Source organism: Flavobacterium frigidum (assembly GCF_048286795.2).
Window position 1 is genome coordinate 63,766 of the sequence record NZ_JBLVPT020000009.1, and the last position, 16,152, is coordinate 79,917.

Sequence of the window (16,152 nt, forward strand, 5' to 3'; positions counted from 1 at the left end):
CTATTGTTTTTGGTTGGTTATAAGGTTTACGGCATCAGATAATTCAGTCCAAGTGCCACTAAGTTCTTTTAAAAATGTTTGTCCTATTTCGGTTAGACCGTAATACTTTCTTGGCGGTCCGGATGTGGATTCTTCCCAACGGTAGTTGAGCAATCCATCATTTTTCAATCGGGTTAGTAAAGGATAAATGGTTCCCTCAACTACTAATAACTTTGCGTTTTTTAAGGTGTCTAATATTTCCGAAGTATAGGCATCTTTTTCTTTTAGAACTGATAAGATGCAAAACTCGAGAACACCTTTACGCATCTGGGCTTTTGTGTTTTCAATGTTCATAATTTCTTTTTTTTGATTTTGTTTGGATTAAATAGTTCATTTTTTGATTGATGATTGAATTTTCTTTGCAACGTACAAAGCAGTTTTGAATAACTTATTTTTTTTGTAGCTTAATCCCGCTTTTCATTACAATCTTTTTTATTTTAAAAAAAAATAAAAAAGGATTTCCATTGCAATCGGGGCTAGGGAATTCGCTTGATGAGAGCGTTTACTTGATAAATGGAATCGTTATCGGATAGTTATATTTTTCACCGTTTGATGTTTTGATAGAGGCATATATGATTAAAAAGAATTCAGCGACTTTCAAAAGACCAAATAGTACAACAGCTATTATCCCTACTGTTACCATTCCTATGTTTCCATCTATATTAAAATTTCTAAAAACAAAATCGTGATCATTAACCACCGCCTCAAAAGGAACATTATTAAAAAGTGTGATTAAAAATGTAGGAACAGCAATTAAAACAAGCACGAAAGAATACAATAATAAACTCAACTGAAAATTTAGAACTTGCTTTCCGTGGTGATCCACAAATTCAGAGCTTTCTTTTTTTGAACTCCAAAATAGTATTGGAAAAATATAATTTCCAAAAGGAATAAAATATTGAGTCAATGCACTCAAGTGTGTAAACGTTGCGGTATTTTTTTCAGTTGTGGTTTCCATTTTAATTTTTTTTAATTAGTGATTGATTGATAATTGAAATTTTACAAGGGCTTATTTATTTGTACCTAGTAATTTCTTATGCAAATATATATCTAAAAGACAGTATCTTGCTTCGCATAGTACTTAATATTAACAAAAAATTAACAAAAAAATGTATTAGGCGTGCATAGTATTTTTTTGTATATTAGCAAAAATCCCAGTGATTATAGAGTACGCCAAGATGCAAACTCTCAAAAAGCAGGTATGAATGGCGTCACCTTATTTTTATCAAAAACTTATATTTACTACCTATGAAACTAACAGCATCAAAACTCAATAAATTTCTCTTTTTTAAATTGCCGTCAGCGTTTATCTGTGGTGTGCGAGTCGCAACTATTGATGAAAAACAATGTGTGGTATCTGTAAAACACCGATGGATCAATCAAAACCCATTCAATTCTATGTATTTTGCTGTTCAAGCAATGGCGGCAGAACTAGCTACAGGTGCTTTAGTAATGTTTCAGATTCAAAAAAGTGGTAGAAAAATATCGATGCTTGTGGCTAACAACAAAGGGAATTTTACAAAAAAAGCAACCGGAAGAATTACTTTTACTTGTAATGATGGGCATTTAATCGAACAAGCTATTCAGGAAACCATAGCCACTGGTGAAGGGCAAACCTTCTGGATGAAGTCTATTGGTACTGATGAAAAAGGGGTTCAAGTATCAGAAATGGATTTTGAATGGAGCGTTCGCGCTAAGTAGCTCGCAACAGTTTGGTATAATTTAATAAGACAATGCATATTGCAATTACATATCGTTAAATATCGAAAAACACCGCAGATTTTAGCGGTGTTTTTTTTGGGTACAAATAGAATATTTGAAAATTAACATTTTTTGCCAGATGCCTTTGTCATTGCAGCATCGCACTTTTTTCCTTCAGCTTTGCATTTCACTTGACACTTTTCTAACATTTCAGCACTCATCGCTCTAGATTTGGAATCTTTTTTAGAACAACAGGATTCCTTTTTAGTTCTTTCCTGTGGATTTGTCTTGTTTTCTTGAGCACTTCCAACTATTGTTACAAATGCAAAGGCCAATACAGTTACTATTTTTTTCATTTTCATTTTTTTTAATAGTGTTGATTAATGATCGTGTTCTATTTTTTTAATTTCAAATATAATTAAAATAGTGCCTTACTTAGATGAAGTTTAATTGTCTCAAAATATTTTTGTTTTTAAAACCATAACACTTTTTGATATAAAACAAGTACTATAACACCATCTATTTCGGCAGTGATAAGCAGTATATTTTACCAGCTACTACGAAACAGGATTATATTGGGCGAGTAGATTTAATAGGATAAATTTAGTAATATAATCTAAAATCAAGCAGTTTGCAGCGTGCATATTGCTTTTCAAATAATTCATTAACTATTGCTACAGGATCATCTTGTTCTTCAAATAAACTAAAAAAAAGAGTATCAAGAATACTACTAGTTAACGTGCTAGAGGATGTGCCATAACCTGAAATAGCTCTCGCTCCTGTAACATCTAAGAAATATTGTGCCTCATCATTGCTTAAGTCTAAAACCTTTGAATTGGCAAAATGTATAATTTTCCCTTTCATTTTTCCTTCAAAAATTTCTGCTATTTCTTCTAAAGTATAATAATATGCATTGAGGCAAATAGTATTTCCTTCGCCTTGCATGACAAAGTAGATTATTTCATAATTTTTGAAATTATGATCGTCGTACAGTAATGTATTTAAACTTTCTTCCAAGCTCTCAATAGTATCGCATGTTTTATAAATGCTCGCGATTCCCTGCTTAAAAGCTAATTGTTCTAAATTTTTGACAACTTCGCTAGCTGTTTCAGTTTCAATATCAGCGACTGCTTCAAGGCAAAAAATAAAAGTATCTGAATCCATGGAGTTTAATTTATGATGATGGGTAACGATCTGTAATGCGGAACACATTTAATTTGAACTTAATAAATCTGAGGAGTCCAAATTAACATTAGCATTCTAGTAATTGTTTTTTATTCTATGATCATTTAATGTACATCGTTTAACTTTTTAATTTACAAAAATACTTCAGAAACGAATTCGCTGATAGTTTTTACGCTAATTAATTATTAACTCTTAGAATCCAATTTCGATTATCTAATTTTAAGCTGCGTTAGTCAATTATTAATACTGATTACGTTAATTTTTATACTTAAGAATTATCAAATCAAGCTGAAGAGTCATTTATAAAGAAATAACTTTAATGCTCAATCCAGTCGAAATAATTTAATTAGTATTTTCTGTAAAAGGATTTAATTCCGAATTAAAGGTAAAACAGCCAACTAATTAATAGAAAATCAACCCATAGAAGAATTTACTTTTCCTTACTGAGTAAACGTGGTTACGAATAACCGATATAAAAGTTTGCTTTTGTAATATACAGTATTGTATCAGGTAATTTTTTTCTTTACAGTAGTAAAAGATTCAAATGGATAAAATTTTTAATACCTTAGTTAAGAACTTAATTTCAAATAAATATAATCTCTCATTAAATTCTATAAAAAGACAATTGGTATTTTATTAGTGTAACAAATTACTAAAAAAGGAACTAATCACTCAGAAAGTTAAGAAAATATAAAAAATCAATTAATAAACCTTAAACAATGAAAAACCTAAAAATTTCTTTTGTTGCTGCAGTCGTTCTTATGGCTTCGTGCAATAAAAAAGAAGAATTAATTTCAGGAGTCACCAAAAAAAACATGGATACGCTTGTAAATCCTGGTGACAACTTTGATGCCTATGTAAACGGAACGTGGGTTAAAAACAATAAAATTCCAGCTGATAAAACTTCGTATGGTGCTTTTGATGTGTTGTATGATCAATCTCAAAAGGATGTAAAAGCGATTATCGAAGAAGCATCAAAAGGTACTTTTGCCGAAGGTTCAGATGAACAGAAAATTGGTGATTACTACAGCTCTTTCATGAATAGAAAAGATCGTGATGCCAAAGGAATTGCGCCAATCCAACCAGAACTTAAAAATATTGATGCTATTGCAAATTATTCAGATTTGGCAGCTTATTTTGGAAAATCAAACAGAACAGGTGTTTCAATGCCTTTCTCTGTTGTCGTTACCGAAGATTTTAAAAACCCAAAACAGTACACTTTAATGACTTGGCAAGGCGGATTAGGTCTTCCTGAAAGAGAATACTATTTGCAAGCCGATGCCAAAATGGTAGAAACGCGTGCAAAATATGTAGCACATATAGAAAAAATGCTACAGTTGGTTGGACTTCCAAATGCAGCTGAAAGTGCTACTAAAATTATGGCTTTGGAAACCGTATTGGCAACCAACCACATGAAAAAAGAGGAAACCAGAAACACGGCAAAACTGTATAACAAATACAATGTAGCCGATTTAAAAAAGGTAATGGCCGATTTCGATTGGAATGCAATGCTTAAAAATGCAGGTATCGAAAAAGAAAAAACAATCGTAATTTCTCAGGTGGAATATACCAAAAGCTTAAATAATATTATCAAAAATACACCAATAGATACTTGGAAAACCTACCTAAAATGGAGTTTGATAAACAACACTGCCAACTATTTAACCACTGCTTTAGACAAACAAAATTTTGACTTTTACGGAAAAACACTTTACGGTACAGAAGCTCAGGAAGAAGATTGGAAAAGAGGCGTGAATTCTGTAAACGGTGGATTGGGAGAGATTGTGGGTAAAGTATATGTGAAAAAACATTTCTCGCCAGAAGCGAAAGAACGCATGACCGGAATGGTGAAAAATCTATTGAAAGCTTATGCTGAAAATATCAAGAAGCTAGATTGGATGAGTGAAAATACCAAGAAAGAAGCACTTGCCAAAGTAGATAAATTCATGATTAAAATTGGTTATCCAGACAAATGGAGAGATTATTCAGCTTTAAAAGTGTCCAAAAATGACTTGTTTGGAAATACAGAAAGAGCTAGAGAATTTGAATACAACAGAATGCTAAACAAGTTAGGAAAACCTGTTGATAGAACAGAGTGGGGAATGACACCTCAAACGGTAAACGCCTATTACAATCCTACCTTAAACGAAATTGTATTCCCTGCGGCTATTTTGCAACCACCTTTCTTTAATTTAAAAGCAGAAGATGCAGTGAATTATGGCGGAATTGGAGCGGTAATTGGTCATGAAATTGGCCATGGTTTTGACGATCAAGGAAGTACTTTTGATGGTGAAGGTGTTATGAGAAACTGGTGGACACCACAAGATTTAACATCTTTTAAAGCCAAAACAAAATCTTTAGTAGATCAATACAGCGCTTTCAAGGTTTTTCCCGATTTAAATCTTAACGGAGAGTTTACCCTTGGCGAAAACATTGGAGATTTGGGAGGATTGAGTATTGCAATTAAAGCCTACAAATTAAGCCTTAACGGCAAAGAGGCACCAGTAATGGATGGTTACACTGGAATTCAGAGAGTGTTTTTAGGTTGGGGACAAGTATGGCTAGACAAAAGCCGTGAAAAAGCAATACGCAATCAAATTGCTTCCGATCCACATTCGCCAGCTAAATTCAGAATTAATGCTGTAGTACGCAACGTCCCAGAATTTTATGAAGCATTTAAAATTAAACCAACAGATTCACTTTATTTAGCAACTGATAAACGTGTTAAAATTTGGTAGACGATTTCATATCAAACGAAAGCTCAGCAGAAATGTTGGGCTTTTTTTGTTTTAAAAAACATTCTGGCAAGTGCTATTTTAATTGTAATTAAATTAGAACTAAACTCATAATTCATTGTTTATTTCTTAATTAAAATAGTAAGGTTCTTTCTTCTTGATCCAACAGAAATAGCTTTATGGTTAGTTCGAGTGTGATACTCTCACCAGCGTCTAAGACCTATTGTTCGCACTAGTATTTAGATTTGTTTTTGAATAATCATTGAATTTAAATAAACATTCAAACTAACAACGAAAACCATTAGCGCCGTTGAAATAATAGTTATCTATTCTTAGAAGAGCGAAAATCAAAACTATTTTCGTGGCATAAGAGATAAAACTATTCCTAAAAACTCGTTGTAGTTAAAATTTGCAAAACAGAAAACTACTTCGAAATGATATTAGAATGACGAGTCAGCTTTCCTTTTTTAGGGTTTAAAAAAAATAATAAACATACCATTCTTTAGATAGTGCATCTTCTTGCTGTGTTTCGGATAGCTTATACCAAACTTTTAAATCTACATTTTCTATGTGAATATAAAGTCGTGACTAGTTAGATTTCATTGGCAAATCGTGTACTGTATCGTGTACTGCCATTAAAAGTAACAAAAGTTTAGACATAAAAAAACGGATTAGTTGACACTAATCCGTGATTTACTTGACTTTAAGTCTGTAGCGAGACCGAGATTTGAACTCGGGACCTCAGGGTTATGAATCCTGCGCTCTAACCGACTGAGCTATCTCGCCATTATTCAAGGCCGATTACTACCCCTGAATGCGGGTGCAAATATAAAAATAATATTAATGCTTGCAAGCATAATTTTAATAAAAAAAAATATTTTTGAAAACGTTTTTTTTTCGGAGTTAAATTCTATATATTTCCAAAAAATTAAATGTAGCTCATGGATCAAAAAGTACGTTACGAAATCGAGTTTCCTATAAATTCTTCTCCTCAATTGTTATATCAATACATATCAACTCCGTCAGGTTTGTCTGAGTGGTTTGCTGATAATGTAAATTCTCGTGGTGAATTTTTTACTTTTATTTGGAATGATTCACAAGAAAAAGCTAGACTTGCTTCAAAGAAAACCGGAGAAAAAGTAAAATTTAAATGGGTTGATGAGCAAAGCAAAGACACAGAATACTTTTTTGAATTACATATTTTAGTAGATGAGCTTACCAAAGATGTATCGTTGATGGTAGTCGATTTTGCAGATAAAGATGAAGTGGATGAGGCAACATTGTTGTGGGAAAATCAAATTTCCGATCTTAAACATCTAATAGGTTCCGTATAGTAAAATCGTATTTTATACCTTATATTTGCCCTAAATAAAATTTAGGGCTTTTTTTATGATTAATTTTAATGGAACTATTATATCCGAAGATGCTACTGTATTAACAAAGAACCGAGCTTTTCTATACGGTGATGCTGTTTTTGAAACAATTAAAATCATTAACAACAAGATACTTTTTCTAGAAGATCATTATTTTAGGTTAATGTCTGCCATGCGAGTACTACGAATGGAAATTCCAATGAATTTTACAATGGAATTTCTTGAAGAGCAAATACTTTCTATAGCTGAAAATAATCAAGTAATTGATTCTGCTCGTGCCCGAATTACTGTCTATAGAAATGACGGTGGGTATTATTTGCCTCAAAATAACTCAGTTTCGTATCTTATTCATGCAGTTGGTTTAGAAAATAAAGCATACACAATTGAAAACAAAAGGTATGAAGTAGATTTGTATAAAGATTTTTATATCACAAAGCAACTGCTCTCCTCTGTCAAAACAACCAATAAAATCATTAACATAACGGGAAGCATTTATGCCAATGAAAATGGATTGGATAATTGTTTGTTATTAAACGATAGTAAAAATGTTGTTGAAGCATTACAAGGCAATATCTTTATGTTACAAGGCAATAAACTTATAACACCACCAATTTCCGAGGGATGTTTGAATGGTGTAATGAGAAGACAAATAATAAGTCTAGCAAAAAAAATCGAGAATATAGAGGTTGTAGAAGGCGTTATTTCTCCTTTTGATCTTCAAAAAGCAGATGAATTGTTCATTACAAATGTTATAAAAGGAATTCAGCCCATAACACAATACCGAAAAAAAGAATTCAGCACAAATATGGCTGTGAAATTAGTAGACAAACTAAACCAAATGATAGGTGTTTCTTAGTTTAAATACGGATTTTCTGGAGCGTTAGACCAAATAAGGTACTCTCCACCCAATTCTAAAATTTGCTCTTTCCAAAAATGTGTTGCGGATTTTCCGATAATTTTATTTTCGTAGCTATTCGAGGTTATAATCCAAGAGTTACTTTCCATTTCATTCTCTAACTGGTTTTCATCCCAGCCAGTATATCCAAGAAAGAATCTTATGTTATCATTGCTAATAGCACCTTTGTTAATTAATTCCTTGGTAGACTCAAAATCGCCTCCCCAGTAGATACCATTAGAGATTTCAATACTGTTAGGAATCAATTCGGGAATGTTATGAATAAAATATAGATTATCCTGCTCTACCGGGCCGCCATTGTATATTTTAAATCGCGCCGCTATATCTGGGATTAAGTCATGAATAGTATACTTTAAGGGTTTGTTAATTATAAAACCAACAGAACCTTCAGTATTATAATCAGCTAATAAAATTACCGATCTGTTGAATGATAGATCCCCAATTATAGTAGGCTCTGCAATAAGCAAATTTCCTTTCTTTAGTTTATCTGTAATCATCAGAATGTATTTTTTATTAAATTTATGTTTTTTATTATAATATAGCAAAATAAAATCGTTTAAAAGCATAAAAAAACCTTCCATCTGGAAGGTTTTGATTATACTAGTGTAACTAAATTAGTTTACTGCGCCTTCTAATTCTGCACCTGCTTTAAATTTCACTACATTTTTTGCTGCAATTTGTATAGTTTTTCCTGTTTGAGGATTTCTTCCGTCTCTTGCAGCTCTAGCTGAAACTGACCATGATCCAAAACCTACTAGAGATACTCTACCACCTTTTTTCAAAGTTTCGCCTACATTACCTAAAAACGATTCCAAAGCTAATTTTGCAGCAGCTTTAGTTATTCCTGCATCAGCAGCGATAGCATCGATTAATTCTGATTTGTTCATAATAATTAGTTATTAATTGTTGGTTAAAAATATTGTTAATACACAAATTTAATGGGAAATACGTTCCTTGCAAGACTTTTGCTCATTTTTAGCCTGTTTTGTTGATAACTTATTTTTTTTGTTAACAAGCTAGTCTGTATGTAGTGTTAAAATCGACAAACTACCCGTTTTTATTGATGTTAATGAGCTTTAGCTTCCTCTGAAAATGCAATTCCATTAAGCAGTTCTGATGCGTTCATCTTTTTTTTGCCTGGAAATTGCAAGCTTACTATTTGAATAAATCCATTTTCTACAGCAATCTTCATCTCCTTTTTGGTGCAAATTAGACTCCCTATCTTGAAATCATGGTCTTCTAAAACAATTATAGCCTCGTATATCTTAACATTCCATTCTTCGTTTTTATCTTGAATAAAACACCAAGCAGTAGGATACGGACTCAAACCTCGAATCAAATTATTTATTTCTACAGCTGGTTTGGTCCAGTCTATTTTACAATTCTCTTTGTTTAACTTGTATGCCGTTTTAATATGGGCCGTATCTGTTTGAATAATTGTCGAAACGGTTCCTTTTTCAATCATTTCCAAGGAAGCAATGACAGTTTTACTTCCCAGATCCATCAATCGGTCGTGCAGTTGTCCTGCATTTTCGGTTTCTTCAATCGGAGTTTCAGAACTTAAGATCATGGCACCAGTATCTATTTTATCATCAATAAAAAAAGTAGTAACACCGGTTTTAGTTTCACCATTTATGATTGCCCAATTGATAGGTGCAGCTCCACGATAATTGGGTAGGAGTGAAGCGTGAAGGTTGAAAGTTCCTAATGATGGCATTTCCCATACTACTTTTGGTAACATTCTAAATGCAACTATGACTTGTAAATTAGCATTCAACGATTTTAATTCCGATAAAAAAGTCTCGTCTTTAAGGTTTACTGGCTGTAATAAAGTAATATTATTTTCCAGCGCATACTCTTTTACAGCTGAATATTTTAATTTCTGTCCACGACCTGCAGGTTTGTCTGCGGCGGTAATTACGCCTACAACTTCGTGGTTATTTTTTAGTATTGTATCTAATATCCCTACGGCAAATTCGGGTGTTCCCATAAAAACAATTCGTAATTTTTCCATTATAATTTTAAAGTGTATTTGTTATTTGGTTTAACCAAAATTGTGTTGTTTTCTAATAAATATTGAAGGACTGCGATAACTTCTTCAGAGTTATTTTTAGTCCTGTTTTGTATGTCTCTCGAATTTAAATTTTCTGATTGTAATAAAGTAACGATTGCTGACGCGAGCGATGTATTGTCTTTTTGCTTGTTTTTTTTGGTAATGCAATAGGAACAAATTCCACAATCGACATCTGTTTTTTCACCAAAATAATGCAAGATAAGCTTGTTTTTGCATGCCTTTTTATCTGAAACATAATTCAAAACAGATTGAAGTTGTTCCTTTTTTAATTGATTTTGATTTTCTAAATACTTTGAAACCCGACTAATTGTTCTTTCATCTTCGCGAACTTCATTAAAAATTAATGTAGAATCATTGTTTTTTGATTGGTAATTGATAATCTCTTTTGTTTTTAATTTCTGCAATACTGCTTGTACTTCTGTTTCATTATGATTCGATTTTTTTGCAACTAATGGCAAGTTAAATGCGGTTTGCATTTCATAAATTCCAGGATACGTGCGCAATATTGCCAAAATAATTTCTTCATCATTCGGATTCAAACTCATGTATCGAATCACTTCTTTGGAAGGAATAAGAAATTGCATGGAGATTTTTTCAGAAAATTCTTGGGACAAATTAATAATTCCTTGTCTATCCAGAAATTGCATGGCATTGTAGGCTTTTAAAGTTGGAAACCCATACTTCAAACAAAAATGATGCAAATTGAAGGTAAACTGCTCGTTTATGCCTTCTCCGTATGCAATTTGAAAGTAGTTGCAAAGCTTGACATACATGAGGTTCAAAAACTTTTTGTCAGGAAGAATGTTTATAAATTGGTTTTCAGCCTGAATATTATCTGAAGGACTTGTTAATAAAATAGCAAATGCTTTTTCGCCATTTCGTCCTGCTCGACCGGCTTCTTGATAGTAATTTTCTAAATTTTCTGGCAGTTGAATATGAATTACAGTCTTTACATTGGCTTTGTCAATTCCCATTCCGAAAGCATTGGTTGCTACAATAACTGTTGCGGCTTCATTCATCCACAATTGCATGTTCTTATCTTTTTCTTTAGATGAAAGTCCACCATGATAATAGGTCGCTTTAATTCCTAACGAATTTAATTGCCCCGAAATATCCAGACAGGATTTTCTGTTGCGAACATAAATAATAGAAGATTCTGGGTTTTTCTTTAAAATTTGTTCGATTCTAAAAAGTTTATCTTCTACTTCAAAAACCATGTAGGCGATGTTTTCTCTTGCAAATGATTTCTCAAAAACGTGTACATCCTGCAATCCCAGTTCAGTGATGATATCTTCTTTGACTTTTGGGGTTGCGGTGGCTGTTAATGCAAGGAAAGATATTTTTGGGAAATGTTTTTTTAGTATTGAAATCTTCAAATAAGCGGGTCGAAAATCGTGTCCCCATTGCGATACACAATGCGCCTCGTCAATAGTGATTAAGTTGATTGGAAGATTTTTGATGCGGTCTAAAATCCAGTCTGATTGTAAACGTTCTGGTGATAAATAAAGAAATTTATAATTTCCGAATTGGCAATTGTCCAATAAATCAATCATTTCTTCAGATCGTATACCGCCAGTTAAGGCAATGGCTTTGATGTTCCGCTTTTGCAAATTAGCTACTTGGTCTTTCATTAATGCAACTAAGGGCGAAATTACCAGACAAATACCATCGTTCATCAAGGCTGGAATCTGGAAACATATAGATTTCCCACCTCCTGTTGGCATCAAAGCAAAGGTGTCTTGACCACTTAAAACGGAATCAATAATTTCCTTTTGCAGCGACCTGAATTTGTCGTGTTTCCAATATTTTTGAAGAATAGCTAACGCTTCTTGCATAAATTACAGATTTCAATTCGTAGAAAACATCCCAAATTGTAAATTCTAAACTTGAAAATTATTTAGAAATTTCATCTAAGATAAAAAGAATTCTGTTATCTAGGGTATCTTTAGGAACTTCTATAAGTTCATAACCATAACCTTGATACGTTTCTGTAAGGTGATTGTAGATGAGTTTGGCTTGTTCGAAGTTTTCATACCGTTCGTGATCGCTAATGTAGATTTCTTCCCAAGGTGGTAAAATGAAAATTTTTGAGTAGGTGTGTTCGCGACAAGCACGATCAAAAGAAGCAGGATAGCTATCACCAATGTAGTGCATGTAAGCCAAAACATCTGGAATTCCACGGTCAATAAATACAATTTCATGTGGCTCTTTGTATGCGTTTTGAAACTGTTTTTTTCGGCCTTCAAGAAGTAACTCACTGAAAAGCAGTGGTTTTTCTAGGAACAATTGATCAATTCCTTGCTTTTTTGCCTCTGCAGTTACTTCCCGAGAAATTTCGGGATAACAACAATGTCCTTTGGCTATCAATCCATCAATGATAGTTGTTTTACCTGTTCCTGGACCGCCAATAATAACTATGATTTCTTTCTGCACTTTTAAAAAATAAGCGGCAAAATTACTTAAACTTATTGGGATTTGAAAAAATGATTGCGTTTAAAATAGTATTAGATAAAAAATCATAATTCAAAATTCATAATTCACGTATGAAACAGTATATTTGCCTTTATTTTTAAACTGAAAATGGACAAGAATACTCAAGAATTTTATGATAGATTAAAAGTAGAGTTAGATCTGAGCAATACATGGCCAGCTACGTACTTATTCAAATTTATCGTGCCTAGCGAAAATGATAATATTGATCGTGTTCAATTGGCTTTTGACTGTATGGGAGCGGTAATCAAAACAACAAAATCCAAAACGGGTAAGTTTACCAGTATTTCTGTAGATGTAACTATGAAAGATGCACAAGAAATAGTAGATAAATACCAAGAAGTAGCTACCATTAACGGAATTATCTCACTTTAGTTTCAAAACTACATTTTGATGTTTGTACAAACGAATGATGTCATATCTTCGAAATGGTGCTCATTAAGATCAAAAATATACATTCGAATATGAATTCAAAATATATCAAAGAAAACTCGAACGATGTTGTGCATCATTTGGAGTATAATGCAGAACGGTCTCATTTAATTATTCCAGAATATGGACGCCATTTGCAAAAACTAATTGATCAAGCTACCAAAATTGAAGATGATTTAGAACGCAATAAAGCGGCAAAATACATTATTCAAGTTATGGGTAGTTTGAACCCACATTTGCGTGATGTTCCAGATTTTCAGCACAAATTATGGGATCAGATATTTATAATGTCTGATTTTAAATTAGTAGCTGATTCTCCTTACCCAATCCCATCTCGTGAAGTGTTGCAATTGAAACCGGATGTATTAAGTTATCCTCAAAATTTTCCAAAATACCGGTATTATGGGAACAACATCAAATACATGATTGATGTTGCCAATAAGTGGGACGAGGGCGAAATGAAAAGCGCATTGGTAAAAGTGATTGCCAATCACATGAAGAAATCCTATTTAAGCTGGAATAAAGATACCGTGAAAGATGATGTTATTTTCGAGCATTTATATGAATTGTCAGGCGGGAAGTTGAATTTACTTCAAAGTACCGAAGAGCTTTTAAATACTACTGACTTATTACGAACAAACAAACGAGTTTCGAATAAAATCGCACCTGCAGGTCCTCCAAAAATTCAAAGTAATAAGAATACCAAAATGGGGAAACCAAATCCGATTCACAAAAACCAAAATAGAAAACCGCTTTAGGTTTGTTATGAATTAAGAGTTTTTAGTTTTGAATTTTAGACCCTACTTTTAACTCGTATCTTATAACGCACAATCAATAATTTATAACTCATAACTGTAAAAAAATGGGAATTTTTAAAATAGAAGGCGGCATCAGTCTTAAAGGAGAAATCACGCCACAAGGAGCCAAAAATGAAGCATTACAAATTTTATGTGCTGTTCTTTTAACTCCAGAAAAAGTGATCATCAATAACATTCCTGATATTATTGATATCAATAAACTAATTACTCTGTTAGGAAATTTAGGCGTTAAAATCCAAAAAACGGGACCTGGCTCTTATACTTTTCAAGCGGATGAAGTCAATATACAGTATTTAGAAACCGAAGCATTCAAAAAAGAAGGCGGTTCTCTTCGAGGATCCATAATGATTGTTGGACCACTTTTGGCACGATTTGGTAAAGGTTACATTCCGAAACCAGGTGGTGATAAAATTGGCCGTAGAAGATTAGATACTCACTTTGAAGGATTTATCAATCTAGGTGCAAAATTCCGTTACAACAGAGAAGATCATTTTTACGGTGTAGAAGCACCCAAAGGTTTGAAAGGTGCCGATATGTTGCTCGATGAAGCATCAGTGACAGGAACTGCTAATATTGTTATGGCCGCAGTTTTAGCCAAAGGAAGAACAACAGTTTACAATGCTGCTTGCGAACCTTATTTGCAACAACTGTGTAAAATGTTAAACTCGATGGGAGCAAACATAACAGGCGTTGGATCTAATCTATTAACTATTGAAGGTGTTGAAAGTTTAGGTGGTTGCGAGCATAGAATTCTTCCAGATATGATCGAAATTGGAAGTTGGATAGGTCTTGCTGCAATGACTAAATCAGAAATTACAATAAAAGATGTGAGTTGGGATAATTTAGGAGTTATACCTAGCACTTTTAGAAAACTGGGAATTACTTTGGAACGTCGTGGTGATGATATTTATATTCCTGCTCACTTAGATGGGTATGAAGTAAAAACTGATATAGACGGTTCTATACTTACAATTGCAGATGCTCCTTGGCCTGGATTTACACCAGATTTATTGAGTATTGTTCTCGTTGTAGCTACGCAAGCAAAAGGCGACGTACTGATTCACCAAAAAATGTTTGAAAGCAGATTGTTTTTTGTAGACAAGTTAATTGATATGGGTGCCAAAATTATGTTGTGTGATCCACATCGTGCCGTTGTTATGGGACACGATTTCAAATCACAATTGAAAGCAACAACAATGTCTTCACCAGATATTCGTGCGGGAATCTCGTTATTAATCGCCGCTCTTTCAGCAAAAGGAACAAGTACGATCCAAAACATTGAACAAATTGATAGAGGGTACGAGCGTATTGACGAACGATTGAGAGCCATAGGTGCCAGCATCGTGAGAGCATAAATAAATTAAGAATTTCATAAAATCGTTTTAGTAACCAAGATACAATTTGAATGCAACCATTCAAGACGGTTTACTAAAACGATTTTTGTTTTAGTTCATCTAACAAAAACAAAATGTCAAGCGAACAAACAGCGATTAAAGCCACTTATTTTAGCATCATAGGCAATACGTCTTTGGCAATTATTAAAGGATTTGCCGGCTTCTTCGGAAATTCCTATGCTTTAATAGCTGATGCAATCGAGTCGACTGCTGATATTTTCGCTTCATTTTTAGTGTTGTTTGGCATCAAATATTCGAATAAACCAGCAGATGAAAATCATCCGTACGGTCACGGTAGGGCAGAACCTCTAATTACCTTTTTGGTGGTGGGTTTCTTAATCACTTCTGCTACTATTATCGCTTATGAAAGTGTCATCAATATTAGAACGCCACATGAACTACCTAAACCTTGGACATTGCTTGTTTTAGGCGCTATTATTACATGGAAAGAGTATTCTTTTCGAGTAGTACTTAAAAGAAGTATTCAAACCAATAGTTCCTCGCTTAGAGCCGATGCTTGGCACCATCGCAGCGATGCAATTACATCAGTAGCCGCATTTTTGGGAATTTCAATTGCCTTGATCCTTGGCAATGGTTATGAATCTGCAGATGATTGGGCAGCGCTTTTTGCATCTGGATTCATATTCTATAACAGTTATCTTATTTTTAGACCTGCTTTGGGCGAAATAATGGATGAGCATCTATATGATGATTTGATAGCAGAAATCCGACTCATTTCACTTCAAGTTGACGGGATTATAGATACTGAAAAGTGTTTTATTCGAAAAGCAGGAATGCAATACCATGTAGATTTACACGCAATTGTAGATTCGAATAATACCGTAAAAGAGGGTCATGATTTAGCTCATAAACTAAAGGACACGTTACGAGAACAAATTCCAGAATTGGGACATGTATTGATTCATGTAGAACCAAATTAATTTCATTATTTGAATTATTTATAAAATTAAAAAAGGCACAAGAAGATTATTTCT

Annotated in this window: 17 protein-coding genes and 1 tRNA gene; 8 read left to right on the plus strand and 10 right to left on the minus strand. The window is 33.2% G+C overall.

Annotated features, from left to right (window positions below):
* Together ACNQGB_RS10475 and ACNQGB_RS10480 are read right to left on the minus strand one after the other, a co-directional pair.
* The gene (locus ACNQGB_RS10475; protein ID WP_099713267.1) at positions 1 to 333 is read right to left on the minus strand and encodes a PadR family transcriptional regulator; all 333 of its coding nucleotides are present in this window, start codon (positions 331 to 333) and stop codon (positions 1 to 3) included.
* A 208-nt stretch (positions 334 to 541) separates the two neighbouring features.
* A complete protein-coding gene (locus ACNQGB_RS10480; RefSeq protein ID WP_417944095.1) occupies positions 542 to 997 on the minus strand; it encodes a DUF4870 domain-containing protein in 456 nt (151 codons plus the stop codon).
* A 290-nt stretch (positions 998 to 1,287) separates the two neighbouring features.
* Between ACNQGB_RS10480 and ACNQGB_RS10485 the strand changes: the two genes are divergently transcribed.
* Positions 1,288 to 1,740 carry a DUF4442 domain-containing protein gene (locus ACNQGB_RS10485; RefSeq protein WP_417944096.1) on the plus strand — a complete coding sequence of 151 codons (453 nt, stop codon included), beginning with the start codon at positions 1,288 to 1,290 and terminating at the stop codon, positions 1,738 to 1,740.
* A 122-nt stretch (positions 1,741 to 1,862) separates the two neighbouring features.
* Here the strand turns inward: ACNQGB_RS10485 and ACNQGB_RS10490 are convergent, their stop codons facing one another.
* Together ACNQGB_RS10490 and ACNQGB_RS10495 are read right to left on the minus strand one after the other, a co-directional pair.
* Positions 1,863 to 2,096, minus strand: a complete 234-nt coding sequence (locus tag ACNQGB_RS10490) for a hypothetical protein (RefSeq protein WP_417944097.1) — start codon at positions 2,094 to 2,096, stop codon at positions 1,863 to 1,865.
* 247 nt (positions 2,097 to 2,343) lie between these two features.
* Entirely contained in the window at positions 2,344 to 2,904 is a 561-nt protein-coding gene (locus ACNQGB_RS10495; protein WP_417944098.1) for a DUF6642 family protein, read from the minus strand.
* A gap of 740 nt (positions 2,905 to 3,644) precedes the next feature.
* On the opposite strand from ACNQGB_RS10495, the gene ACNQGB_RS10500 reads away from it, so the two are divergent.
* Positions 3,645 to 5,663 (plus strand): M13 family metallopeptidase, encoded by a 2,019-nt coding sequence (locus tag ACNQGB_RS10500; protein ID WP_417944099.1) that lies wholly within the window; start codon positions 3,645 to 3,647, stop codon positions 5,661 to 5,663.
* Positions 5,664 to 6,372: 709 nt separating this feature from the next.
* Here ACNQGB_RS10500 and ACNQGB_RS10505 read toward each other — a convergent pair.
* Positions 6,373 to 6,446 (minus strand) — tRNA-Met (locus ACNQGB_RS10505).
* 155 nt (positions 6,447 to 6,601) lie between these two features.
* On the opposite strand from ACNQGB_RS10505, the gene ACNQGB_RS10510 reads away from it, so the two are divergent.
* Entirely contained in the window at positions 6,602 to 6,994 is a 393-nt protein-coding gene (locus ACNQGB_RS10510) for an START-like domain-containing protein (protein WP_309760675.1), read from the plus strand.
* A gap of 55 nt (positions 6,995 to 7,049) precedes the next feature.
* On the plus strand, positions 7,050 to 7,889 hold the full coding sequence (locus ACNQGB_RS10515) for an aminotransferase class IV (RefSeq protein ID WP_417944100.1): 840 nt from the start codon (positions 7,050 to 7,052) through the stop codon (positions 7,887 to 7,889).
* Here the strand turns inward: ACNQGB_RS10515 and ACNQGB_RS10520 are convergent.
* From ACNQGB_RS10520 to ACNQGB_RS10540, 5 genes are all read right to left on the minus strand, one after another.
* A complete protein-coding gene (locus tag ACNQGB_RS10520; RefSeq protein WP_309760679.1) occupies positions 7,886 to 8,446 on the minus strand; it encodes a YqgE/AlgH family protein in 561 nt (186 codons plus the stop codon). The genes ACNQGB_RS10515 and ACNQGB_RS10520 overlap by 4 nt on opposite strands.
* A gap of 117 nt (positions 8,447 to 8,563) precedes the next feature.
* Positions 8,564 to 8,836 (minus strand): HU family DNA-binding protein, encoded by a 273-nt coding sequence (locus tag ACNQGB_RS10525; protein ID WP_026706853.1) that lies wholly within the window; start codon positions 8,834 to 8,836, stop codon positions 8,564 to 8,566.
* Between the two features lie 179 nt (positions 8,837 to 9,015).
* Positions 9,016 to 9,963, minus strand: a complete 948-nt coding sequence (fmt, locus tag ACNQGB_RS10530; protein WP_417944101.1) for a methionyl-tRNA formyltransferase — start codon at positions 9,961 to 9,963, stop codon at positions 9,016 to 9,018.
* Positions 9,963 to 11,858: a RecQ family ATP-dependent DNA helicase gene (locus tag ACNQGB_RS10535; protein WP_417944102.1), complete on the minus strand. Its 1,896-nt coding sequence runs from the start codon at positions 11,856 to 11,858 to the stop codon at positions 9,963 to 9,965. The genes fmt and ACNQGB_RS10535 overlap by 1 nt, the downstream gene beginning before the upstream one ends.
* A gap of 58 nt (positions 11,859 to 11,916) precedes the next feature.
* Positions 11,917 to 12,456, minus strand: coding sequence for an AAA family ATPase (locus tag ACNQGB_RS10540; protein ID WP_417944103.1), 540 nt, complete (start codon positions 12,454 to 12,456; stop codon positions 11,917 to 11,919).
* 147 nt (positions 12,457 to 12,603) lie between these two features.
* Here ACNQGB_RS10540 and ACNQGB_RS10545 point away from each other — a divergent pair, with 147 nt between their 5' ends.
* From ACNQGB_RS10545 to ACNQGB_RS10560, 4 genes are all read left to right on the plus strand, one after another.
* On the plus strand, positions 12,604 to 12,888 hold the full coding sequence (locus ACNQGB_RS10545) for a DUF493 family protein (RefSeq protein ID WP_417944104.1): 285 nt from the start codon (positions 12,604 to 12,606) through the stop codon (positions 12,886 to 12,888).
* Between the two features lie 89 nt (positions 12,889 to 12,977).
* Positions 12,978 to 13,703 (plus strand): DUF4290 domain-containing protein, encoded by a 726-nt coding sequence (locus tag ACNQGB_RS10550; RefSeq protein ID WP_417944105.1) that lies wholly within the window; start codon positions 12,978 to 12,980, stop codon positions 13,701 to 13,703.
* A gap of 104 nt (positions 13,704 to 13,807) precedes the next feature.
* Entirely contained in the window at positions 13,808 to 15,118 is a 1,311-nt protein-coding gene (gene murA, locus ACNQGB_RS10555; protein ID WP_417944106.1) for a UDP-N-acetylglucosamine 1-carboxyvinyltransferase, read from the plus strand.
* A 113-nt stretch (positions 15,119 to 15,231) separates the two neighbouring features.
* Positions 15,232 to 16,098: a cation diffusion facilitator family transporter gene (locus ACNQGB_RS10560; RefSeq protein ID WP_417944107.1), complete on the plus strand. Its 867-nt coding sequence runs from the start codon at positions 15,232 to 15,234 to the stop codon at positions 16,096 to 16,098.
* The last annotated feature ends 54 nt before the right edge of the window (positions 16,099 to 16,152 follow it).